This is a genomic window from Campylobacter felis, from assembly GCF_030250085.1.
Taxonomy (GTDB): domain Bacteria; phylum Campylobacterota; class Campylobacteria; order Campylobacterales; family Campylobacteraceae; genus Campylobacter_D; species Campylobacter_D upsaliensis.
In genome coordinates this window covers 1-23,165 of record NZ_JANURX010000006.1, presented here as the reverse complement: position 1 = coordinate 23,165, position 23,165 = coordinate 1, and the positions used below count along the sequence as shown (strand labels likewise).

The window sequence follows — 23,165 nt, the reverse complement described above, 5'->3', positions numbered from 1 at the left end:
TGTCAAGAACTAGAAAAGGCAATCTTAAATTTTATGATTTTAAAGACTTCATTAAGAAAAAAACATAAAAACGCAAATGCCAATAAAGCTTCCAAAAAGGTCGCACTAATTTAGCTATAAAGAAAAATCGACTTTTAACTTGAGAACCGATGACGCTTTGCTCATTTTCTGGAAATTTAAGACTAAAACTCTCATCGACCCAAATATAACTCATAACCTTGTGGATATAAAACATATCTGTATAAAAATCTATGGGATAATACATCTTTTTTAAATTATCAAGCCATTTTAATGCGGCACTAGGTTTGATATAATAGGCAAAAGCACCAAAAGAAAATCTTTTTTCACAAAGATAAAGTTTATCCTTAATGTGCTTATAGCCGTAATTGCGGAATTTAACCTTTACAAATTCATAAGGGGTCTCTTTTAAAAAGTTAAGAAATTCGGCGAAGTCCCCCCCCCCCCCCTTCAAAATAAAAATCATCTTCTAAAATCAAGACCGCCTCATTAAGCTCTACACATTTTTGCCATAGGCTAAGATGACTTGCAAAGCAAGCAAGTTCAGTATCTAAAATGCCACAACCCCCTCCTCTACCACAAAAAGCAAGAGAACGAAATTTAGGAAAATAAGAGGTAAATTTTTCCATATTTTCTTTTATTTTCGCATCTATGGCTTCAAAAAATTCAAAGCTTATCTCATCTTTTAAATTTGGATAATTTTCAAAAAATCTTTCTATTTGTTTTTGCATAAGCTTTTTACGCTCCAAGCTTCTTTTTAAATTGATAATAAAAATTTTCATACTTTCCCTTATAAAATCATTGATGAAAATCAAAAAGATTTAAAAATTTCTTCGCTCTCTGGGTTTTTGGGCTTTGAAAAAATTCTTCGGGCTTAGAAATTTCGACTATCTCGCCATTATCCATAAAGACGATTTTATCCGCCACAGCCTTAGCAAAGCCCATTTCGTGCGTAACAATAAGCATAGTCATACCCTCTTTAGCAAGATTAAGCATTACCTCTAAAACCTCCCTCACAATCTCCGGGTCCAAAGCCGCCGTAACTTCATCAAAAAGCATTAGCATAGGATTCATACAAAGGCTTCTCACTATGGCGATGCGTTGCTTTTGTCCTCCGCTAAGTTCTCTTGGATAAGATTCAAGCTTATGTGAAAGTCCTACCTTTTCAAGCCAAATTTTAGCCTCATTTAAAACCTCTTCCTTATCTCTCTTTTGCACTTTTAAAGGTCCTAAAAGTATGTTTTCTTTCACACTTAAATGCTCAAAAAGCTCGTAAGATTGAAACACCATACCCACTTTTTGTCGTATTTTTGTCCATTGCTTATAATCTTTAGTAATTTTCTCCCCATCAATGTAAATCGCCCCAGAGGCAATCTCCTCAAGTCCATTAATGCAACGAAGTAGGGTCGATTTCCCACAGCCACTTGGTCCTAAAATAACAACAACTTCTTTTTGTTTAACTTCTAAATTGATATGATTTAAAGCCCTATGTGAGCCATAAAATTTCACTAAATTTTCTATCTTTAATATACTCATCTTAATTCCACCTTTTTTCCAACCTACCAGCATACAACGACAATGGATAACAAATGATAAAATAAAGCATAAAAATTAATCCATAAATCACAAAGGGCGCAAAATCATTTTGATTATGAAATTCTATGATTTGCTGTCCTACTTTGACAAGCTCAACCGCACCGATTAAATAAGCAAAAGTTGTGCTTTTTATCATACGCGTAAGTAAATTCATACTAAGAGGCGTAAGTCTTCTTAAGGCTTGCGGAATGATGATAAAAATATAAGTTTGTAGAGGATTTAAACCTAGTGCAGTGGCGGATTCGTATTGATGTTTGGGTATGCTTTGCAAAGAGCTTCGCACCAAGTCCATCATTTCAAAACTCCCCCAAATGCTAAAAACGATAATAGACGCTGCTACGCTACTTAAATCAAGTCCAAGCCATCTTGAAAAGCCAAAATATACAATAAAAAGCCACACCAAAAGTGGCATCACACGCACAAATTCCAAGCCAAAACGACAAATTACATAAATATAAGAATTCTTAAGACTCATCAAAATCCCAAGCAAAAGCCCACCAAAAGAAGTGATAACAATGCTCACAAAAGAAATTTCAAGAGTGATGAAAAGCCCCTCGCCAAGTCGCGAAAGGCTATTTAAATTTAAAATTTCAAGCATATCTTAGCCTTTTTTCTAGCCAAGAAAGTGTTAAAGAAAGCGGTAAGATAATCAACAAATAGCCCAAAAATAACATTAACAAAAGCTCATCTGTTTTATAAGTGAGCGAATTTAAACCTTTCATCAAAGTTACTAAATCAGGCAAAGCTATAATACTAACGACCGAAGTTTCTTTAATGAGAAAAATGATATTTGCACTAATGCCACTCATCGCCACTGCTAAAGCCTGAGGCAAAATCACATAACGCAAATTTCCAAAAGCACTAAAACCAAGGCTAAGCCCCGCCTCAAACTGCTGCTTCCTTACAGACTCTAAACCCGCCCTTAAAGCCTCCGCCATATAAGAACCACCTAAAAAACTAAGTCCCACAATGGCACAAGCAAAAGCCGGTCTTAAACTCTCATCGACACTAAGACAAAGTAAATTTAAAGGAAAAATATTTTCAAGATGAAGTCCTAGTTTTGGCAAGGCATAATATAAGAAGAAAAGTTGGATTAAAAGGGGAGTATTACGCGAAAATTCTATGTAAATTTTACATAAGTTTTCTAGAAATTTCAACTTAAAAAAACTCATCAAAACGCAAAAAAAGCCTATGATTAAAGAAAATACTATACCCCAAAAACTAAGCTTTAAAGTAAGCCAAGCCGCCTGTAAAAAAGCGGGAGTGTGCGTTAGTATAAAATGAAAATCCATATCTTTCCCACAAAATTTAACGATAATTTTAATCTTAAATTGTAACAAAAAATTGTTGCAAATTTCTTATGAAAAAAGTTCAATTTGCTTTAAATTTGCTATTTTGCATTATAATCTCGCAAAATATTATCAAGGTATAAGGATAAAGATGATTTTGCTTGATGGCAAGGCTTTAAGTCTTAAAATAAAAGACGAGCTTAAAAATATGAGTTTGACACTGAAAACTAAGGGCGTTGAGCCTTGCTTAGCGGTCATTTTGGTAGGCGATGATGAGGCGAGCAAAACCTATGTCAATGCTAAAGCCAAAGCTTGTGAGGCTTGTGAAATCAAATCTTTAGTCTATAAACTAGATATTAACACGACACAAAATGAACTTTTAGCCCTCATCAACACACTCAATTACGATGATAGTGTGCATGGCATTTTAGTTCAGCTCCCTCTACCACCGCACATTAATAAAAATTTAATTTTAGAAAGCATATTAAGCTCTAAAGATGTCGATGGTTTTCACCCCATCAATGTAGGCTATTTAAATTTAGGTATTGAAAGCGGTTTTTTACCTTGCACCCCTTTGGGAGTGATGAAGCTTTTAAAAGCTTACAATATCAATCTGGAGGGTTTAGATTCTGTAGTAATCGGTGCTTCAAATATTGTCGGTCGTCCTATGGCAACGATGCTTTTAAATGCGGGTGCTAGCGTAAGCATTTGCCATATCAAAACAAAGGATTTAAGGCTTTACACGCAAAAAGCGGACTTAATCATAGTCGCCACGGGCTGCGTGAATTTACTCAAAGAAGATATGGTGAAAGATGGGGCAATTATAGTCGATGTGGGGATTAACCGCATTGACAACCGTCTAGTGGGCGATGTCGATTTTGACAAAGTCTCCAAAAAAGCAAGTTTCATAAGTCCTGTTCCTGGCGGTGTAGGACCTATGACAATCGCGATGCTACTTGAAAATACTATTAAATCCGCCAAAAATAGACTTTTAAATCCTCAAATTTAAGGATCACTATGAATTTTCTTAAAAAATTTTATACTTTTTTTAATTCTTGGACTGGGACGATTATTTTTGTATTGCTTGTGATTTTTTTCTTTGTGCAAGCCTTTATTATCCCTAGTGGTTCGATGAAAAATAGCCTTTTAGTTGGAGAAATGCTTTTTGTGAAAAAATTTAGCTATGGGATTCCAACTCCACATATTCCTTGGCTTGAAATTCCTATTTTACCAGATTTTGATGATGATGGACATTTGATTAGCGGAGATGGTCCTAAAAGAGGAGATATAGTCGTTTTTAGATACCCTCACGATGAAAAAATTCATTTTGTTAAACGCTGCGTAGCTAAGGGTAATGATAGGGTTATTTATGCGAATAAAACGCTTTATGTGAGTATGAGTGAGGGAGAGGATTTTATGCGAGAAAATTATCCCAAAGATGACCTTATAAAACTTGGCGGACGACTTTTTGTCAAAGAGCCTTATAAACAAAAGGGAATTCACTATGAAGAGCAAGTTAATATGGATGATCTTATAGAAAAATATGCTCTCTTAGGGCAGTTTGCTATGACGAAAATTAATCTTAAAGAACTTGGAAATGCTTATGTTTTCGATGTGCCAGAAAATGAATATTTTATGATGGGAGATAATAGGGACTTTTCTTCGGATAGTCGTTTTTGGGGTTCTGTGCCTTATAAACTCATCGTAGGACAGCCTTGGTTTGTGTATATGTCCTTTGACAAAAACTATAATATACGCTGGGAAAGGATAGGACGCTTCGTAGATAGTTTAGAAAATGAAGAAAAATTCATCAAAGATGATGATAGTGGGGATACTTTAAGCTAGTCAAGGAGCGATTGATAAATTGCTCCTTTTTACACCAAACGCTTAAAAAAAACTGATGAAAAAATGAAAAATACTTGACAAATTAAAGAACTTTTTGGCATAATCACTTCTTTTATTTGTCTCCTTAGCTCAGCCGGTAGAGCATCTCCCTTTTAAGGAGGGGGCCGTTGGTTCGAATCCAACAGGGGACACCATTTTGGGTCGCTTAGCTCAGTTGGTAGAGCGCCACCCTTACAAGGTGGATGTCATAAGTTCGAGTCTTATAGCGACCACCATTGCTTCTTAGGTGCAGCGGTAGTTCAGCTGGTTAGAATGCCGCCCTGTCACGGCGGAGGTCGCGGGTTCGAGTCCCGTCCGCTGCGCCATTTATGTCTCCTTAGCTCAGCCGGTAGAGCATCTCCCTTTTAAGGAGGGGGCCGTTGGTTCGAATCCAACAGGGGACACCACTCTTTAGGGTTTGACTCTTTCGTCTAGTGGCCCAGGACAACACTCTCTCTGTGTGGAAACAGAGGTTCGAATCCTCTAAGGGTCGCCAAATTTGGTCGCTTAGCTCAGTTGGTAGAGCGCCACCCTTACAAGGTGGATGTCATAAGTTCGAGTCTTATAGCGACCACCATTGCTTCTTAGGTGCAGCGGTAGTTCAGCTGGTTAGAATGCCGCCCTGTCACGGCGGAGGTCGCGGGTTCGAGTCCCGTCCGCTGCGCCATAGTTTAATTAAACAAATTCACGGGAAGTTGTATAACATTTTTTATAAGATTAAAGGGTGTTTTAAGCGTATCAGCTAGAATTTGAGTTTGAAATTTAGGGTCATCAAGTGAGCCATTGACTTTGATATTTGTGCTAATTTCTTGATTTTTCCCTAAAATCACATAATTTAAAATCGGCACTTTAGAAATGGTATCAGAAGCCGACTTTAAAGTCTTAAGTTCTAAATTTAAATCTAGACTATTAAGTCTTAAATTTGCACTTCCTAAGCCAAATAAATCCACACTATCGCCATTAAGATTAATCGCAGTGAAGCTAAGTAGGTCTTTTTTACGATTAAATAGCACTTTACCATCTTGTATATGAAGTCCTTTTTGATTAAAAGTTGGTGCCCTAAACATCACTAAAGACGGCACAGTATCTATAAAAGAAACCAGCTGATTAATCCCTTTTAAATCCTTAACATAAGTATTTTTAACTTCAAATTCTCCCTCAAAAAATTCATCGCCACTTCCCTCGACTTTTGCATTAAAAACTCCCTCCCTAAAAGCCTCTTTTTGTAAAAAGAGATTTAAAAATTCATCATCCATATTATTTACCACTAAATTTAATCTTTGGGGAGATTTATGAAAAGTTATTTGTGCTTTACCGCTACTCGCATTAGCATTAAGGACGGCTTTATTTAAAGAAGCTTCCAAACGCTCAAAATGTAAAGTTTTATTCATATCTAAAAGGATAACACCTACATTTGCTCCGCCGATTTTAATATTGTGCGGATTTGTCTCCAAAGCAAAGCTTTTGTCGCTTTCTCCCTTTTCGTAAAGATAAGTGAGATTTTTAAAATGCAATTCTTTTAAAGCTGGAGTGAAAGTCGCACTTATCAAGTTGCTTTTTGAACGCAGTGTTAAATTCCCTCCCAAACCTTGAATTTCGAAGCTGTCGCTAGTATAAGGAACTTTTGCATTGATTAAAAAACGCCTCTCAAAACTCGCCTCATCAATGCTTACATTAAAATCATTAAAATTTCTACTCTTATAATGCAAACGCCTAATATCCCTTAATTCTAAACTTTTTGCTACACTCAAATAAGGCATAAAAATTTGTAAATTTTCTAAAGTTAGCTCTAGCCCTTCGCTAAAATTTAAATTTGCATTCCACGCGGGGATATAAAGCTTCACCGCTTCTTTATAATCTAGATTAAATTTCACATTTTGATTTCTCATATCAAAATAATCATCATAGTGAAGCCTTAAAAGCTCCGTGTCAAACACGCCATTTTTTTGCTCTAAATCAATATTTGCCTTTAAATTTGCACTTAAAAAATCGTTACTAACTCCATTTGCATTGATATTTAATTGACCATTATTAAATTGCACTGAGGCGGAGTTGATATTAAAATTTGCCAAAGAAAGCGTGGCATTACTTAAGGTCAAATCGCCCTTATAAAAAGTTTTTGCATTTTCATTAAAGCTTATTTTTAATTCCACGCTTCCGCTTGTTTTGCCACTTTTTTGATAAAAAGGCAAAGAAAAATCATAATTTTTCAAAGCATTGGCTAATTTTTCATCAAAAACGACCGCCCCACTTTTAATCAAAAGGTAAATTCCTGCTTTTTTAGAATCCAGCAAATCATACAAATACACCTTACTTCCACTTAAATTTGCTCCGTTATAACTTGCTTTTTCAAAATTTAAATCAAGCTTTTGTTTAGAAAAATTGATAGTAAGATTAGGGATTGTAATGGGCGTCATTTTCTCATCTAAACGCACCGATACATTTTTCGCAAAGCCTCTTGCCTTAAGTTCATCTAAATAATACTCTTTTTTGGAAAAGTCTGCAAAACCCTCCAAAAAATCCAAATGATAAAATTCTGCCTTAGCTCTTTCAAAAAGCCATAGGTCAAGCTCCTTTGGAAGCTGAGTTTGTTTTTTTATGTGTTTTGATAAAAGATTGATATTTTTAAGATTCATATCTTCAATTTTATAAGAAAGCTGCCCATTTTTAAAAGATAAAGTGGTATTAAAATCTAAAAAAGAAGAATCTGCCCTCGCTTTTAAATGATAAAATTCGCTTTTTGCATTAATATTTAAATCGCCCACTATATTAATGCCATATTCTTTTACGAAAAGCTTTTGAATTTGTGCCTTAAGCTCATCTTTTTCACGCTTTAAATCAAGCTTTAAAAAAAATAAATCTCCATCGACAAAAAATTCCTTACCATCAAAATAAATTTGCACCTTATGTTTGTCAAAAACAAGATTTTCCACATTGATCTCTTCAACAAAAGTATAAAGATATTTCAAATTCTTCGTAATTTTTAAAAGTTCTTTAGAGGCGAAATTTTGATTGTTTTTATTAGAATTTGCAGAAAGATTATTTTCATTAATGATAATATTTTTTGCTCTCACTATTAATTTTTTATCCATTTTTATATATAATTGCTCCAATTTTAAAAAATCAAATTGGACACTTGAGATGGAAATTCCGTTTTTAAGCACTAAAAATGCGATAAATATTAATCCTAAAATCCCTAATATAAAATATAAAATTTTCTTTTTCATACGCAACTTCTTTTTAATTTTCACTCTAGGGCTTGGGTTTTATCTTATCCAACCCTTGCCGAGCAATTCTGTCGTTCATATCCCTAAAGGCTCAGTAGGACAAATTATAACACATTTAAGGCAAAATCATTACGAATTAAGTGCGATTGATAAATATGTCCTCTTTTTGCTAGGACATCCACAATCAGGCTGGATTAATATAGGCACAAAGCCCCTAAATAGAGCCGAATTTTTACACAAGCTTACCATTTCAAAGGCAGCCCTACAAATCCTCACTTTAATCCCGGGCGAAACTAGCGTAGTATTTTTAGACCTTGTCGCACAAAAATTAGATTTAAATAAAGAAAAACTTTTAGCCGAATTTAAAAAACAAGCCCCTTATGAAGAAGGCGTTTTTTACCCTGAAACTTACAAAATTCCAAAAGGCATTACAGAAGACTTACTTATACAAATTCTACTTTCTTACGCACAAGCTCATTATAAAAAAACGGCGGAAAAAATTTTTGGTGAATATAACGCTAAAAAATGGCATCAATACATCATCACCGCTTCAGTGATTCAAAAAGAAGCTGCAAGTGAAGAGGAAATGCCCGTAGTCGCTAGTGTGATTTATAATAGACTTAAAATTGGCATGAAACTACAAATGGACGGGACTTTAAATTACGGCATTTATTCTCATGCTAAAATCACGCCCCAAAGAATAAGAGAGGATAATAGCCCTTATAATACTTACAAATTCGAAGGTCTGCCTAAGGAAGCCGTATGTAATGTCTCTTTAGCGGCGATTCGTGCGGCGATTTTCCCACAAAAAACAAATTATTTATATTTTATGCGTGATAAAAAGACAAAAAAACACATCTTCACAACAAATTTAAATGATCATAATAAAGTCATCAAAGAACAAAGATAAATAATGCAAAAAAAGATTTTTTGGCTTAATCTTTTCATCGTTATCATTATAGCCTTTAACCTCCGCTCTCCTATTACCTCAATAGGACCTGTGATTGATATTATCGCAAATTTTTACACACTTAATTCTACCTTTGCTGGTATTTTAACGGCTCTGCCCCTCGTAGCCTTTGGGACCATTTCTTTTTTGGTTGGTTATTTTTCACCACTTAAGGCTATTATTGTTGCCTTACTTTTAATCATAATAGGAGAATTAATCCGCTCTTATTTTGGACTTTTGGGGCTTTTTAGCGGTATGTTTTTATTAGGCTGTGGTATAGCCTTTGCAAATGTTTTGCTCCCTAGTTTCATTAAGGAAAAATTTCCCAATCAAATTTCCTCCTTAATGGGAATTTACAGTCTTGTTTTAAGCGTTTCCTCCATTTCTGGCATAGCCCTTGCAAGTCCGCTTTTAAAGCTTTTTGAAGTGCCTGAAGCTATGGCTTTTTGGCTTATTTTTGCTTTAATTGCTCTTTTTGCCTATTACCCACAAATGAAAAATGGCAGAATTAAACGCAAAAAAAGCAAAATTCCACTTAAAATCAAACTCTACACTCACAAAACCGCTTGGAAAATCACACTTTTTATGGGAATGCAAAGCTTCATAGCCTATGCTTTATTTTTTTGGTATGTGCTTTTCATCACGGAAAAGGGTTTTGATAAAAATTTCGCTACTAATGCCGTTTTACTTGCTCAGCTCGTAGCTCTACCCGTTTCGCTTTTTGGACCCTTACTTTTAGGCAAACTTCCACTTAAATTTCACACAAGCTATATTGCAAGCTTATGTGCTTTATATGTGGTGGCTCTTTTCATACTTTACGCCTTTGATAGTGCTTTTATGGTGCTTTTAAGTGCCTTTATTATGGGAATTCCTTGGGGTGGGGTTTTTGGCATAGCCTTGCTTTTCATCGCACAAAAAAGTCAAAATGCTAAAATCGCCACCAAGCTTTCGGCTTTTGCTCAAGGATGTGGTTATTTAATCGCCGCACAAGCACCTTGGATTATAGGCTTATTGCGTGATATTTTTCATACTTTTTCTTGGGGAATTTTGCTTTTAGTTTTTGTAGGCATAGGTGTTAATATCTTTGGCTACCTTGCCTACAAAGCTGATAAAATAAGTTTTAAATAGCTCTCACTCTTGTCTCTAGCCATTTGAGTGCTTTGGGATCATCTTGAAGGCGTGGAGCAAGCTTTTCTTTTACTTTTTGATGATAGGCATTAAGCCACCCTTTTTCTTTTTCATCAAGTAAATTTACATCAATGCAACTAAGCTCAAAAGGACAAAGTGTAACAGGTTTAAAATATAAAAATTCGCCATAAGCTGAGTTTTTAGGATTTTCTACCTTAGTATTAACAACTAAATTTTCAAGTCTCACACCCCATTTTTCCGCCTTATAAATCCCCGGCTCTATGGAGGTAAGCATACCTTCTTTAGCCCTTGTTTTTTCAAGCACAGGAGCAAAGTATGAAAGCACTTGCGGACCCTCATGAACATTTAAAAAATAGCCCACTCCGTGTCCTGTGCCGTGGATATAATCAAGCTGCTCCTCCCACAAAGGCTGCCTTGTAATAGCATCAAGTAAAGGCATAGCAATGTTTTTAGGAAAAATTGCTCTAGAAATGGCAATATGTGCCTTTAAGACAAGAGTGTAATCGTGAATTTGCTCCTCACACAAAACACCCACAGGCACAACCCTAGTAATGTCTGTCGTGCCGTTTTTATATTGTCCGCCTGAATCAATAAGCAAAAAGCCGTCTCCCTCAATATCTAAGCAGTTTTGCCTCTCTGCTTTATAATGTGGAAAAGCACCATTGCCCTTAAAAGCTGCTATGGTCGCAAAGCTATTACTAATATAAAAAGGACTTTTAGCTCTAAATTCCGTAATGCGCGTATCTATATCGACTTCATTAATTTTTTGCTTTTGTTCTAAAGCCTCTTCAAGCCACGCAAAAAAACGACACAAAGCCACGCCATCTTCTACCATCGCATCTTCTATGTGAGAAATTTCCCTTGCACCTTTAACCGCCTTTAAATGTGTGCTAGGATTAATCTCCTCTACAAGCTTAACGCTAGAATTTAAAGCTTCCACAAGTAAGGCTGTCATTCTAGTTGGCTCAATCAATAAGGTTGTATTTTCCAAGCTTTTTAACTCTTTAATGACACTCTCATAAGCACAAATTAAAACTCCCTCACTCTTAAGCTCTTCTTTTAAAGCACTAGAAATTTTACCCTCATCGACAAAAAGCAAAGTTTCATTTTGTTTAATTAATAAATGACTTAAAAACACAGGATTATACTCTACATCCGCACCCCTTAAATTTGTAAGATAAGCAATATCATCAAGACTTGAGATGAGATGATTTTCCGCTCCTAATTCACACATTTTTTGACGGACTAAAGCTATTTTTTCTTTAGCACTTAAGGCACAATATGCCTTTTCGTGAGCGTAAATTTGAGCCTTAGGTAAAGAGGGGCGATCGCTCCACATTAAGGCGATTAAATCGCAATGCTTAAGTGTGCAAAAGTCCTCTAGCTCTTTCTTAAGAGCAAGATTAAGCACGGCAAAATCACTGCCTAAAATTTGACCTTGTTTTAAATTTTTCTTAAGCCAATTTTGAAAAGTATTTTCTTTATCTTGCTTTTGCAAAACTACACCACTTCCCTCAAGCTGCTTTTGTGCCTGAAGCCAATACCTTCCATCCACCCACAAATAAGCCTCTTTTTGCGTAAAAAGCAAGGTCCCAACAGAACCCTTAAAACCGCTTAAAAAATCCTTAACCTTATAATAATCACACAAATACTCGCTTAAATGCGGATCCGCACTTACCACAAGATAAGCATCCACGCCATCTTCTTGCATAGCTTGGCGTAGCTTTTCTACCCTCTTTGCAAATTCGCTCATCATAGCCCCCACATTATCTTTCTAGTTTTTTGATGAATTTTTTAAGAATTAAAAGCACCACAGCCACGCCAAATAAAATCCACACGCATTGATAAAATAAATCAGGCAGGGTGGCTAAATTTTCTTCATTAGCATGCCCACCTATAAGTCCTGCTAGCACATTTCCCACTGAAATGCTTACAAACCAAAGTCCCATAACTTGAGATTTAATAGCACTAGGAGCGATTTTTGTCATAATAGAAAGTCCCACAGGTGAAAGGCAGAGCTCACCAAGGGTTAAAAATAAAAGGCTAAACACTATCCACCAAGGAGAAACCAAAAACGCACCTCCACTAGCCACAGCATTTGTAGCATTTTCAACGCCACCATTATTTGAAATGATACTACCTGCCGCAAAAGCCATAATCAAAAAGCCCACTCCAGCACCGATCAAGCCCAAAGAGAATTTAGTTAAAGAAGAAAACTCACAATTTCTTTTTGCCAAAAAGACCCAAATGCCCCCTATCACAGGTGCCAAAAAAATAACAAAGAGTGCGTTGATAGATTGAAGCCACACGGTTGGAATTTCATAGCCAAAAACCACTCTATCAGTGAGTTTATCAGCGAAAAAATTATAAGTGGTGTATTGTTGTTCAAAAACCGACCAAAACACAGCCGCAGCGAAAAATAAAACCACAAAAAGTATTAAATTTTTCTTTTCATCTTTTGTAAGAGAGGTTAAAAAGAAAAGATAAAGAAAATAAAGCCCAGCACACCATAAAATCACCATAGTCATACTTTTTGCAATCGCGACAGGATTAAGATTGATAACGCCACTCACACTTAAGATAGCGATACCTACAAGAGCGATGAAAAACACCGCGATGAAATAAGGAGCGTTTTTGTTATATTTTGTAGGCTTGTCCCAAGCCTCGTCCATACCGACCTTCTCATCAAATTCTTTAAAATCAGGCATAACCTTAAAAGCAAAAATTAAAAGCGCGATAAGCATACCAACGCCCCCGGCACCAAAGCCCAAATGCCAACCATACTGCGTTTGCAAAAAGCCTGTAACCAAAGGAGCCACGAAACCGCCTATATTAATCCCCATATAAAAAATCGTAAAGCCTGAATCGCGCCTAGGGTCGTTTTTATCATACATCATGCTCACCATAATCGAAGCACAAGTTTTAAAAAGCCCAGAACCTATAACAATAAGTGCTAAGCCCACAAAAAACAAAGCGGTATTAAAATAAGAAAGCCCTATACTCAAATGCCCCAAAGCAATGATAATAGAGCCTATGAAAACGGCTTTTTTTTGCCCTAGATAATTATCCGCCAACCAGCCACCCGGTAAAGTAGCCAAATAAATACAACCCCCAAAAATCCCAGCAATTGCCGAAGCCTCTTCCTTACTCATACCAAGTCCGCCGCTTAGCAAGGTCGCACTCATAAAAAGCACAAGCAAAGGACGAATTCCATAAAAAGAAAATCTCTCCCAAAGCTCGGTCATAAACAAAGAAAAAAGCGGCTTAGGATGTCCTAAAAATGCTTTATCGAGTTTTTGTGTATTTTGTTCTTGTTTCATACCACTTCCTTTTATTATTCGATAATCATTTTAATTATAACAAAAAATGTAGATTTTAGTAATATTTTAGATGAAATTATTTTAAGTTGTTACGATTTTACATATTTATTTTAAAGTGATTAATATTAAATTTAAATGGAGGCTTAAACTTAAGGCTTTTGCATTTTGCAATTCTATACTTTCAAATTTGAAAGCAAAATTCGAATTCTCAAGCTCATAAATAAATAGCAAAAGTTTTAAAAAATCGCCACTCAACTCCAAATCTAAAAAATGTTTTTGCAATAATTTTTCATCTTTGTAAGTATTTTGCAAATGGTTAATCAATAAATGATGCTTCCTACTTAACAATTCTATAAAATCCAAATAATCCTCATAATTTTTACTAAAAAATGCAATTTTTCCAAGCCCCTCTTCAAGCTTTAAATTTTGCTCCTTAAGTTCTATTTTAAGGTTTTTTTCTACATTTTCTAAATGCTTAATTTGCGATTTTCTTTCCAATAAAGTCTCGCCATTTAGACCTATAATTTCCTCCAAAAATCGCCCAGAAAAACTCTCATATAACTTAAATGCCAAAAATATCCCTAAAAATCCTAGCAAAATAGCAAAAAGTATCTTTTCTCTTAAATTTAAATTTTCCAAAAATGCTACCAAACTACTCATTTTTTAACTCCAAAATGAGTTCCTTAGAATTTGCATTGATAATTTCAAACATATTGTTTTTTTCTATTTTTTCCAAAGCCTTTATATAATCATTTTCCGCGTTAAAAACCAGTCTAATGCTATCTTTTAAGCTTAACGAAGAAATTTTAAGTCCATTTTGATTAAGAAAGCTAAAAATTTCATAAAGCTTAAGACTTTTCGCCTCATCTTTTTTAAAGTGTATCGCTAAAGCCGCTAAAAGCTCTTCATTTTGTCTTAATAAAAGCGTATTGTTTTTATAAGTTCGATTCAAATCTTTTAAATTTTCCTCCAAAATGAAAAGATTCTCATTGAGTTTTTTTAAATCAGCTTTTAAATTTTCATTATTTTGTTTGGTGATTTTATTTTGCGTGTATTTAGGATAATCTTTCCAAAATAAAACGCCCAAAGTCCCTAAAAAACAAGATAAAAATAATAAAAAAGCCAAAATAAAAGGCTTTAAATTCAATTCATTTTTTTTAATAAAATCTGTCTCATTAGAAAAATGACAAAGAGAGCAAAGCGTCTTTTGTGGCTCTTCTTTAAAAAAGCTCTCCACGCTTAAATGTCTATGATACCCACTAAGCCACACGCCAAAAGCGAATTTATCATTGACACTTAGCACTAAATCATTTTGCTCTAAAAGCTCTAAAATTCCATAATTTTGAAAGAAAAGATCCTTATTTTCTTTCAAATCTAAATCCCTCAAGCTAAATTGCGGTAAATTTTTAAGCTCTGTAAAATAGCCATTTTTAAAATAACTTATAAAACTTAATGTTTCTCCAAAAAATACAACGCAAAATTTTTTCTCTTGGATAAATTTAGGGGTTAAAGCACTAAAAATAAGAGGCTGGGGATAAACGCTTTCTTTTTTGTCTAAATTTTTAATATGTGTTAAGAAAATATGAGCGTTTTCATTTTCCCTAAAAACACTCATTTGATATTCAAAAGCATTATTTAAATGAAGCTCCTCCACGACACTTTCAAACAACACATCATTTTCTAAAAATGCGTCTTTTTTCACATAAAAAAGCTTATCAAAACTTATAAATTCACGCTTTTTACTCTTCATACTCTAGCATTTTTTTTAGAAAATTTTCATCTTTTTGCCAAGCCTTTTTTACCACAACAAAGAGTTTTAAAAGCACCTTTTTTTGCGTTAAATTTTCTATCTTAATTCTTGCTTTTTGCCCTATTCTTCTAAGAGTCGCTCCCTCTTTTCCTATAATCATTGCTTTGTGAGAATTTGTGTCGGTGATAATTTGCGCGTGGATAATGAGAAGATGTGGCTTTTCTTTTACATTTTGCATTAAAACCTCACTACAATAAGGCAGCTCCTCGCTTAAATTTTCATACAAACTCTCTAAAATAAAATCTCTAAAAAGCTCTTTTTCGCTACTTGGCGTTAGAAATTCGCTATTATAAAAATGTGTGTGAGAAGGAAGAAGTTTTACAATTTCATCTAAAAGGGCTTTTTTATAGCTTTTTTGCTTACAAGAATAAGGCAAAATAGCCTCAAAATGACTGCTAAATTTCGCATATTCGCTTAATTTTTGAAGCACTTCCTCATTTTTAGCTAAATCGACCTTATTTAGCACGACAAGGTGCGGAATTTGCGGCTTTAAAGCAAGGAATTTTTCATAATCATTTATTTCATCAAAAATACTCGCCACAAAAACGATGACATCACAATCTTTCATAGCCTTTAACGCACTTTGGATTAAAAGCTGATTAAAAGAAGCTTTGCTTTCGTGAAGACCGGGCGTGTCGATAAAGATGAGCTGATTATCTCCTTGCATTACTATGGCTTTGATTTTGCGTCTTGTAGCGTTTTGTTTGTGAGAAACAAGGGCGATTTTTTCCTCAAGTAAGGAATTAATCAGCGTGCTTTTACCTGCATTTGTGCGACCTATGAGGCTTATAAAGCCACTTTTCACAAAATATACCTTGCTAAATCTTTATTTTCTACAATAGAGCTTAATTTTTCTTCAACCATCTTTTTATCCACAACGAAGCTTTTGCCAGCATACTCATCAGCCTCAAAACTTAAGTCCTCAAGTAATTTTTCTATTACCGTATGCAGTCTTCTTGCCCCTATATCTTGCATTTCTTCATTAGCTCTTGAAGCGATTTTAGCGATCTCTCTTATAGCCTCATCGTCAAATTCTAAGCTTAAATTTTCTGTTTTTAAAAGCTCTATATATTGCTTTAAAAGGGAGTTTTTAGGACGGGTTAAAATGGCATATAAAGCCTCATCATCAAGGTTATCAAGCTCCACTCTTAAAGGAAAACGCCCTTGAAGTTCTGGGATTAAGTCGCTTGGTTTGCTAAGATGAAAAGCCCCCGCCGCGATGAAAAGGATATGATCGGTTTTTACAATTCCTAGCTTAGTTTGTACGCTTGAGCCTTCTACTATGGGGAGTAAGTCCCTTTGAACGCCCTCTTTGCTAGGGTCTTGGCGGTTAGAATTTCCGCTTGAAACGGCGATTTTATCTATCTCATCGATAAAGATAATCCCCTCATTTTCCACACGCCTTAAAGCCTCGCTTTTAATGTTTTCTGTGTCTAAAATTTTATCACTCGCCTCGCTTTTAAGGGTATTTCTAGCGTCCTTTATCTTCATCTCTTTTTTGACTTTTTTACTGCCTACGCCTATGACCTTTACCATATCTTGCATTGCACTCATTTCAGGGGGGAGGTTTGGATTAGTATCGAACATATTTTGCGAAATTTCAAGCTCTATCACACTCTCATCTAAGTCCCCATTTTTAAGCTTAACTCGCATTTTTTCAAGGCTGTTTTGATACTCTTCTTGTTTTTCCTCGCTCACGCCTTTAGGAAGAGGTGGTAAAAGCTTTTCTAAAATTTTATCCTCAATATAAGCTTCGATTTTATCTTGATTTTTCTCTCTTTGCTCGTTTTTGACTAAATTTAAAGCTGTATTTGCAAGGTCTCTTACCATACTTTCGACATCACGCCCTACAAAGCCTACTTCTGTATATTTACTCGCTTCGATTTTGATGAAGGGAAAGCCCATCATCTTAGCCAAACGCCTCGCAATCTCCGTTTTACCCACGCCCGTTGAGCCTATCATCAAAATATTTTTAGGCATTATGTCATCTTGAAGTTCGGGGCTAAGTTTCATTCTGCGGTAGCGGTTTCTTAGGGCTATGGCGATGATTTTTTTCGCATTTTTCTGCCCTATGACATAATCATCTAAAAATTTAACAATTTCTTTTGGGGTTAAATTCATTTTTCATCCTCAATTACATAAGTTTTAATGTTGGTATTTGTATAAACACAAATTTCTCCAGCTATCGTTAAGCTTGATTTAACCAGCTCTTCTTCGTCTAAATTTTGGGCGTGTTTTTGTAAGGCTCTAGCCGCTGAAAGTGCGTAATTTCCCCCACTTCCTATGGCTGCGATTTGCCCGTCTTCTGGCTCTACCACATCACCCGTGCCAGAAAGTAAAAAGATATGCTTTCTATCAAGCACGAGCATCATAGCTTCAAGCTTTCTTAAATACTTATCCTTACGCCATTCTTTAGAAAAGTCAATCGCCGCTTTAAGCAAATCGCCCTTAGAGCTTTGGAGCAAATTTTCAAACATATCAAAGAGATTAAAAGCATCCGCCGTGCTACCTGCAAAACCTGCCAAAACCTTGCCATTATTTAATTTGCGGATTTTGACGGCATTGCCTTTCATTATGGTATTTCCAAGGCTTACTTGCCCATCGCCGCCGATGACGGATTTATTTTTACCCTTATAAGCTAATATCGTTGTAGCGTGAAACATTACTTCGCCTTAACTTCAATCTTAAATTCCGCGTGGATGGCGTGTCCTAGCTTTACGCTGATAGTATGCAAACCTAGATTTTTAATTGTCTCACACTCTAAACTTTTCTTGTCTAGCTCGATACTTGTTTGATTTTTAAGGGCTTGAGCGATATCTTCTTTTGTAACCCCACCAAACAAACTACCATTTGCCCCCACAGGCTTAGAAATTGTAAGCGTAACTTTGGCAAGTTCGCTTTTAAGCTTTTCCAAATTTGCAAGTTCAAAACGCAAATTTTCCGCCTCTTTTTTCTTATCACTTTCATATTTTCTTAAAACTTCAGTTGTAGCGGCTTTAGCAAAACCTTTAGCGATGAGAAAATTCTGCCCATAGCCGTCCTTGACTTCCTTGACCTCTCCAGCCTTACCCAAACTTTTCACATCTTTAATCAATAAAACTTTCATCATTTTTCCTTATAAAATAAAAACTAATTCTAACGCAAATTTATAAACAAATTTGAAAATTCAAAGCTGGAACGCTTTTTGCTGGGTTTTAAGAGATATTGAAATGAAGGCAGTGAAATGTTTAATAATAAAGTTATTTTAATCACAGGCGGAACAGGTTCGTTTGGCAAGACCTACACTAAGGTTTTATTGCAAAACTACAAGCCCAAAAAAATCATCATTTATTCGCGTGATGAGTTAAAGCAATTTGAAATGGCAAGTATGTTTAACGCCCCTTGTATGCGGTATTTCATCGGCGATGTAAGAGATAAAGAAAGGCTTAAAAAAGCGACTAAAGATGTGGATTTTATCATACACGCTGCGGCAATGAAACATGTGCCAATAGCTGAATATAACCCTATGGAGTGCATTAAAACTAATATCCACGGCGCACAAAATGTTATTGATGCTTGTTTTGAAAATGGCGTGAAAAAGTGCATAGCCCTAAGCACGGATAAGGCTTGTAATCCTGTGAATTTATACGGAGCGACTAAGCTTGCTAGTGATAAGCTTTTTGTCGCAGCAAATAATATGGCAGGGGAAAATCACACACGCTTTAGCGTTACAAGGTATGGTAATGTCGTAGGTTCAAGGGGTTCTGTGGTGCCGTTTTTTAAAAAACTCATTAATGAGGGAGCAAAGGAGCTTCCCATCACAGATGTTAGAATGACGCGTTTTTGGATAAGCCTTGAAAATGGTGTGAAATTTGTGTTTGAAAATTTTAAGGCTATGCACGGCGGCGAAATTTTTATCCCTAAAATTCCCTCAATGAAAATCGTTGATTTAGCCCACGCTTTAGCACCCAAATTAAAGCATAAAATTATAGGTATTAGAGCGGGGGAAAAATTACACGAAATTATGATTTCAAGTGATGATAGCCACTTAACTTATGAGTTTGAAAACTACTATGCCATAAGTCCTAGTATTAAATTTATCGACACGCACACGGATTTTAGTGTCAATGCTTTGGGCGAAAAGGGGCAAAAAGTGCCAAATGGCTTTTCTTATAGCTCGGATAATAATCCTTTATGGGCGAGTGAAAAAGAGCTTTTAGACATCATTAATGAGGGGTTTTAATGCTATCTTATTCTCATCAAAACATTACCCAAGATGATATTGAAGTCGTTATAAGAGCCTTAAAAGAGGATTTTTTAACCTGTGGGGCTAAGGTAGAGGAATTTGAAAAAGCCTTAGCAAAATATGTAGGCGTAAAAGCCGCTTGTGTGGTAAATTCCGCCACTTCGGCACTGCATTTAGCCTATCTTGCTTTAAATGTTAAGGGCAAAATTGTTCTTACCACGCCTCTTACCTTCATCGCCACTTCAAATGCCGCTTTAATGGCAGGAGCTAAGGTGGAATTCATCGACATAGGCACGGACGGCAATATTGACGCTAAAAAGCTAAGAGCTAGGCTTGAAAAAGGAAGTGAAAATATCGGTGCGGTGGCGGTGGTGGATTTTGCAGGGCAAAGCGTAGAGATAGATGAAATTTCCGCACTTTGTGAGGAATTTAAACTCCCCTTGCTTGATGACGCTTCTCACGCCTTAGGGGCGGAATTTCGTGGTCAAAAAGTCGGCTCTTTCGCAACTTTGAGCGTATTTTCCTTTCACCCTGTAAAGCCCATTACAACCTTTGAGGGCGGGGCTGTGGTAAGTGATGATGAGGAATTAATTGAGCATATTAAAAGGCTAAGAAGTCATAGCATTATAAAAAAAAGGCTATGGGATAGCGATAGTTTCGAGCTTGGCTTTAATTACCGCCTAAGTGATGTCGCTTGTGCTTTGGGGATTAATCAGCTTGCAAAACTTGATATGAATTTAGAAAAAAGGGAGAAAATTGCTAATTTTTATGATAAGGAATTTGAGAAAAATCCCTATTTTTCCACGCTTAAAATCCCTGCTTATAAAAAAAGCTCAAGACATCTTTATCCTATACTTTTATACCCTGAGTTTTGGTGTCAAAAAGAAGAGATTTTTAAAGCACTTTTAAAGCGTGAAATAGGCGTTCAAGTGCATTATAAACCTACTTATGAATTTAGTTTTTATAAAAAAGAACTTCCAAATTTACGCCTTGAAAATGCGGATAATTTTTATAAAGCCGAGCTTTCTATTCCTTGTCATCAAGAAATGAGTTTAGAACAAGCAAAATTCGTCAAAGAAAGCCTTTTTGAAGTGTTTGAAAATGGGGGATATTGTGGATAGTTTAGATTTTCGCTCCGCCTCCTTTTCAAAGACTTCAAAGGCTCTTTATGCCTTAGCTACAAGACTTTTTCCAATATGTCGTTCTATCACAGGTGAGGGTTTTAGAGCTAGTCTTGAAATTTTAAAAAAAGAATTTGAAAACACGGGGGGGGGGGGGGTAAGCCCATTTCAAATTCACGCCCTAGCCTCTGGAAGTAAAGTTTTTGACTGGATTATTCCGCCTGAGTGGAGTGTAAAAGACGCTTATATCATCACGCCACAAAATGAAAAAATTTGTGATTTTAAAAAACATAATCTTCATCTTTTAAATTACTCCACCCCCATAAATACAGAATTAGATTTTGAAGAGCTTGATAAACATCTTTATTCCTTAAAAGAGCTGCCAAATGCTATCCCTTATGTAACGAGTTATTATAAAAGGCGTTGGGGATTTTGCCTATCTCATCATCAAAGATTAAAGCTTAGCAAGGGAAAATACCGCGTTTTTATAGATTCTAAGCACGATGAAAACGGAGTTTTAAATTATGCGGATATTGTGATACCAAGCACCACAGGCTTAAAAGATGAAATTCTCATATCCACCTATCTTTGCCACCCATCTATGGCAAATAATGAATTAAGCGGTCCTTGCGTAGCTATCTTTTTAGCAAAATGGCTTCACACGCTAAACACTCGCAAATACAATTACCGCTTTGTTTTCGTGCCTGAAACCATAGGAAGCATAGCTTATTTATCGAAGCATTTAAAGCATTTGCAAAAGCACACAAAAGCAGGTTTTGTTCTAAGCTGTGTGGGCGATGAAAAAAATTATTCACTAATCCACAGCCCAAAAGCTAATACTTTAAGCGATAAAGTCGCCTTTCATACCCTTAAAAACAAGAAAAATTTTAAAGAATTTAGCTTTTTATACCGCGGCAGTGATGAGAGGCAGTATTGTAGTGCTTTGGTGAATTTACCTGTGGTTTGCGTGTGTAGGACGCGTTTTGGGGACTTTAAGGAGTATCATACGAGCTTAGATGATTTAAGCTTTATCACGCCTAAAGGTTTGGGTGGGGCTTTAGGGGCTATGGAGGAGATGATTTTAAATTTAGAAAATAATGCCACTTACAAAAGCACCACTTTTTGTGAGCCAAATTTGGGTAAAAGAGGGCTTTATCCAACACTTAATCTACGCAATCAGCCTCCACAAATTTCCACCTTTTTAGCCCTTTGTGATGGCGAAAATGATGTTTTAGACATTGCACAGATGATGAATTTACAAGGCTATGAGCTAGAAAATATCATTAAGGATTTACTAAAATACAATTTAATCAAAAGGATAAAGCCGTGAATTTTTTACAAGCTAAAGATAAAATTTATAGCAAAAAAGATTTTTATGAAGTTTTAGAGCGTGTAGGGATAGGGCGTGGGGACTGCATTTGTGTGCATACAGAGCTTTTTAATTTAGGCATAGCTTTGGTGGGGCGTGAGGAATTTTTGGGCATTTTACTGGAAGTTTTTAAAGAACTTTTAGGAGAAAATGGCACACTCATTATGCCGACTTTCACTTATGATTTTTGCAACGGCAGAGATTTTGATAAAAAAAATCACAAAAGCACTATGGGCGTTTTGACAGAATTTTTTAGATTGCAAGAGGGTGTTTTACGCAGTGATGACCCTATTTATTCTTTTGCGATTTGGGGGAAGGATAAGAGGGATTTCTTAAGCCCAACGCCTACTTGCTTTAGCGAAAACTGCGTTTATGACATCTTGGCTAAAAAGGACGGCAAAATCGTGCTTTTAGGCACGGATAAGGTGGGTTATACCTTTACGCATTTTATTGAAGAAAGGGCAAGGGTGAGTTACCGCTATTATAAAGAATTTAGCGGGAAAATCATCGATGAAAGGGGCTTGGTGCGTGAGAAAAGCATACAATTTTATGTAAGAGCTTTGAGGCAAGAAAAAAGTATTTTTTCTGTGCCAAAACAAGTTGATATTTTAAAAGCAAATCATAATTTTAGGCGTGAAAGCTTTGCAAATGCTTGTATAGTCAGCATAAAAGCAAAAGCCTATTTGAAGGATACTTTAAGCATTTTAGCTCAAGATGAAAAAGCCCTTTTGTAATGCTTTAAGCATCTTCTACCTTTGAAATTTCTAGCTGCATTTTAGCATTTTTTTGCGAAAAATGATAAAGCAAATCATCACTTGGATAGCTTATGCTTTTGTTTTTACAAGGGGGTTTTGGGTGGGTGGAAATTTGGGTGAGCATTGGGGGAAGTTCTTTATTGATGAGAGATTTTATAGACATATCTAAGCCGTGTTCTAAACTTTTAATGAATTTGCCATCAATTTGACTTTCCTTTTTTATTAAATTTAATTTTGCCTTAAAACCTAGCTTTTCATAAAGGGCGTAAAGCTCTTGTTTTTCATCAGGCGGAGCGATGTCCTTATCCTGTATGGAGTGATAGCTCACATAAATGGGTTTGGGATAGTTTGCTTGAATTTCAAGGTGCTTTGGCTCTAAAATATAGCGGATTTTTCTTCTTGCAGGGGAGAAAAAATTAGGCGAATACCGATTAGAAGTCCAAAAGGTTTTAT

Annotated in this window: 23 protein-coding genes and 7 tRNA genes; 15 read left to right on the top strand and 15 right to left on the bottom strand. The window is 35.7% G+C overall.

Translation table 11 applies throughout. The features are described from left to right. Positions 1 to 31 precede the first annotated feature (31 nt). The 5 genes from NYG92_RS04645 to NYG92_RS04625 are packed head-to-tail and all read right to left on the bottom strand — an operon-like array spanning position 32 to position 2,906. On the bottom strand, positions 32 to 484 hold the full coding sequence (locus NYG92_RS04645) for a glycosyltransferase family 25 protein (protein WP_289233669.1): 453 nt from the start codon (positions 482 to 484) through the stop codon (positions 32 to 34). Then, positions 435 to 800, bottom strand: coding sequence for a glycosyltransferase family 25 protein (locus NYG92_RS04640; RefSeq protein WP_289233668.1), 366 nt, complete (start codon positions 798 to 800; stop codon positions 435 to 437). The genes NYG92_RS04645 and NYG92_RS04640 overlap by 50 nt, the downstream gene beginning before the upstream one ends. 16 nt (positions 801 to 816) lie before the next feature. After that, a complete protein-coding gene (locus tag NYG92_RS04635; protein WP_289233667.1) occupies positions 817 to 1,554 on the bottom strand; it encodes an amino acid ABC transporter ATP-binding protein in 738 nt (245 codons plus the stop codon). A gap of 1 nt (position 1,555) precedes the next feature. Further along, positions 1,556 to 2,212 carry an amino acid ABC transporter permease gene (locus NYG92_RS04630; RefSeq protein ID WP_289233666.1) on the bottom strand — a complete coding sequence of 219 codons (657 nt, stop codon included), beginning with the start codon at positions 2,210 to 2,212 and terminating at the stop codon, positions 1,556 to 1,558. Next, a complete protein-coding gene (locus NYG92_RS04625) occupies positions 2,205 to 2,906 on the bottom strand; it encodes an amino acid ABC transporter permease (protein ID WP_289233665.1) in 702 nt (233 codons plus the stop codon). The genes NYG92_RS04630 and NYG92_RS04625 overlap by 8 nt, the downstream gene beginning before the upstream one ends. A gap of 148 nt (positions 2,907 to 3,054) precedes the next feature. On the opposite strand from NYG92_RS04625, the gene folD reads away from it, so the two are divergent. From folD to NYG92_RS04580, 9 genes are all read left to right on the top strand, one after another. Beyond that, the gene (gene folD, locus NYG92_RS04620) at positions 3,055 to 3,912 is read left to right on the top strand and encodes a bifunctional methylenetetrahydrofolate dehydrogenase/methenyltetrahydrofolate cyclohydrolase FolD (protein ID WP_289233664.1); all 858 of its coding nucleotides are present in this window, start codon (positions 3,055 to 3,057) and stop codon (positions 3,910 to 3,912) included. Between the two features lie 8 nt (positions 3,913 to 3,920). Continuing rightward, positions 3,921 to 4,748 (top strand): signal peptidase I, encoded by an 828-nt coding sequence (gene lepB, locus NYG92_RS04615; RefSeq protein ID WP_004277770.1) that lies wholly within the window; start codon positions 3,921 to 3,923, stop codon positions 4,746 to 4,748. A 118-nt stretch (positions 4,749 to 4,866) separates the two neighbouring features. Continuing rightward, positions 4,867 to 4,942, top strand: a tRNA-Lys gene (locus tag NYG92_RS04610). A 5-nt stretch (positions 4,943 to 4,947) separates the two neighbouring features. Further along, positions 4,948 to 5,023 (top strand) — tRNA-Val (locus NYG92_RS04605). Between the two features lie 13 nt (positions 5,024 to 5,036). Beyond that, positions 5,037 to 5,113, top strand: a tRNA-Asp gene (locus tag NYG92_RS04600). 5 nt (positions 5,114 to 5,118) lie between these two features. Further along, a tRNA-Lys gene (locus NYG92_RS04595) sits at positions 5,119 to 5,194 on the top strand. A 13-nt stretch (positions 5,195 to 5,207) separates the two neighbouring features. Continuing rightward, a tRNA-Arg gene (locus NYG92_RS04590) sits at positions 5,208 to 5,283 on the top strand. Positions 5,284 to 5,288: 5 nt separating this feature from the next. Beyond that, positions 5,289 to 5,364, top strand: a tRNA-Val gene (locus NYG92_RS04585). Positions 5,365 to 5,377: 13 nt separating this feature from the next. After that, positions 5,378 to 5,454 (top strand) — tRNA-Asp (locus NYG92_RS04580). Between the two features lie 4 nt (positions 5,455 to 5,458). Here the strand turns inward: NYG92_RS04580 and NYG92_RS04575 are convergent. Then, positions 5,459 to 8,014: a YhdP family protein gene (locus NYG92_RS04575; RefSeq protein ID WP_289233663.1), complete on the bottom strand. Its 2,556-nt coding sequence runs from the start codon at positions 8,012 to 8,014 to the stop codon at positions 5,459 to 5,461. On the opposite strand from NYG92_RS04575, the gene mltG reads away from it, so the two are divergent. Together mltG and NYG92_RS04565 are read left to right on the top strand one after the other, a co-directional pair. Continuing rightward, complete coding sequence (gene mltG, locus NYG92_RS04570; RefSeq protein WP_289233662.1) at positions 7,929 to 8,924, top strand: endolytic transglycosylase MltG; 996 nt, start codon at positions 7,929 to 7,931, stop codon at positions 8,922 to 8,924. The two genes, NYG92_RS04575 and mltG, sit on opposite strands and share 86 nt — an antisense overlap. 3 nt (positions 8,925 to 8,927) lie before the next feature. Next, positions 8,928 to 10,091 carry an MFS transporter gene (locus NYG92_RS04565; protein ID WP_289233661.1) on the top strand — a complete coding sequence of 388 codons (1,164 nt, stop codon included), beginning with the start codon at positions 8,928 to 8,930 and terminating at the stop codon, positions 10,089 to 10,091. Here NYG92_RS04565 and NYG92_RS04560 read toward each other — a convergent pair. The 8 genes from NYG92_RS04560 to rplI form a co-directional block, all read right to left on the bottom strand. Next, positions 10,084 to 11,865: an aminopeptidase P family protein gene (locus tag NYG92_RS04560; RefSeq protein WP_289233700.1), complete on the bottom strand. Its 1,782-nt coding sequence runs from the start codon at positions 11,863 to 11,865 to the stop codon at positions 10,084 to 10,086. The two genes, NYG92_RS04565 and NYG92_RS04560, sit on opposite strands and share 8 nt — an antisense overlap. A 13-nt stretch (positions 11,866 to 11,878) precedes the next feature. After that, the gene (locus tag NYG92_RS04555; RefSeq protein ID WP_289233660.1) at positions 11,879 to 13,432 is read right to left on the bottom strand and encodes a peptide MFS transporter; all 1,554 of its coding nucleotides are present in this window, start codon (positions 13,430 to 13,432) and stop codon (positions 11,879 to 11,881) included. A 105-nt stretch (positions 13,433 to 13,537) separates the two neighbouring features. Further along, on the bottom strand, positions 13,538 to 14,092 hold the full coding sequence (locus tag NYG92_RS04550; protein ID WP_270969067.1) for a hypothetical protein: 555 nt from the start codon (positions 14,090 to 14,092) through the stop codon (positions 13,538 to 13,540). Continuing rightward, on the bottom strand, positions 14,085 to 15,182 hold the full coding sequence (locus NYG92_RS04545) for a hypothetical protein (protein ID WP_289233659.1): 1,098 nt from the start codon (positions 15,180 to 15,182) through the stop codon (positions 14,085 to 14,087). The genes NYG92_RS04550 and NYG92_RS04545 overlap by 8 nt, the downstream gene beginning before the upstream one ends. Then, a complete protein-coding gene (gene era / locus NYG92_RS04540; RefSeq protein WP_270976865.1) occupies positions 15,172 to 16,047 on the bottom strand; it encodes a GTPase Era in 876 nt (291 codons plus the stop codon). The genes NYG92_RS04545 and era overlap by 11 nt, the downstream gene beginning before the upstream one ends. Continuing rightward, a complete protein-coding gene (gene hslU / locus NYG92_RS04535; protein WP_289233658.1) occupies positions 16,044 to 17,363 on the bottom strand; it encodes an ATP-dependent protease ATPase subunit HslU in 1,320 nt (439 codons plus the stop codon). The genes era and hslU overlap by 4 nt, the downstream gene beginning before the upstream one ends. Continuing rightward, the gene (gene hslV / locus NYG92_RS04530; protein WP_270976861.1) at positions 17,360 to 17,905 is read right to left on the bottom strand and encodes an ATP-dependent protease subunit HslV; all 546 of its coding nucleotides are present in this window, start codon (positions 17,903 to 17,905) and stop codon (positions 17,360 to 17,362) included. Before hslV ends, hslU begins: the two co-directional genes overlap by 4 nt. Continuing rightward, complete coding sequence (gene rplI, locus NYG92_RS04525; protein ID WP_289233699.1) at positions 17,905 to 18,348, bottom strand: 50S ribosomal protein L9; 444 nt, start codon at positions 18,346 to 18,348, stop codon at positions 17,905 to 17,907. Before rplI ends, hslV begins: the two co-directional genes overlap by 1 nt. Positions 18,349 to 18,465: 117 nt before the next feature. On the opposite strand from rplI, the gene pseB reads away from it, so the two are divergent. Genes pseB through NYG92_RS04505 form a run of 4 tightly spaced genes read left to right on the top strand, consistent with a single transcriptional unit; the run spans position 18,466 to position 22,691 of the window. Then, complete coding sequence (gene pseB, locus NYG92_RS04520) at positions 18,466 to 19,464, top strand: UDP-N-acetylglucosamine 4,6-dehydratase (inverting) (RefSeq protein WP_270965951.1); 999 nt, start codon at positions 18,466 to 18,468, stop codon at positions 19,462 to 19,464. Further along, positions 19,464 to 20,588, top strand: coding sequence for a UDP-4-amino-4,6-dideoxy-N-acetyl-beta-L-altrosamine transaminase (gene pseC, locus NYG92_RS04515; RefSeq protein ID WP_289233657.1), 1,125 nt, complete (start codon positions 19,464 to 19,466; stop codon positions 20,586 to 20,588). Before pseB ends, pseC begins: the two co-directional genes overlap by 1 nt. After that, positions 20,569 to 21,918, top strand: a complete 1,350-nt coding sequence (locus NYG92_RS04510) for a DUF4910 domain-containing protein (protein WP_432264800.1) — start codon at positions 20,569 to 20,571, stop codon at positions 21,916 to 21,918. Before pseC ends, NYG92_RS04510 begins: the two co-directional genes overlap by 20 nt. Beyond that, the gene (locus NYG92_RS04505; protein ID WP_289233655.1) at positions 21,915 to 22,691 is read left to right on the top strand and encodes an AAC(3) family N-acetyltransferase; all 777 of its coding nucleotides are present in this window, start codon (positions 21,915 to 21,917) and stop codon (positions 22,689 to 22,691) included. The genes NYG92_RS04510 and NYG92_RS04505 overlap by 4 nt, the downstream gene beginning before the upstream one ends. A gap of 4 nt (positions 22,692 to 22,695) precedes the next feature. Here NYG92_RS04505 and NYG92_RS04500 read toward each other — a convergent pair. Further along, a partial coding sequence (locus NYG92_RS04500; RefSeq protein ID WP_289233654.1) for a DUF2920 family protein occupies positions 22,696 to 23,165 on the bottom strand: 470 nt, incomplete at its 5' end.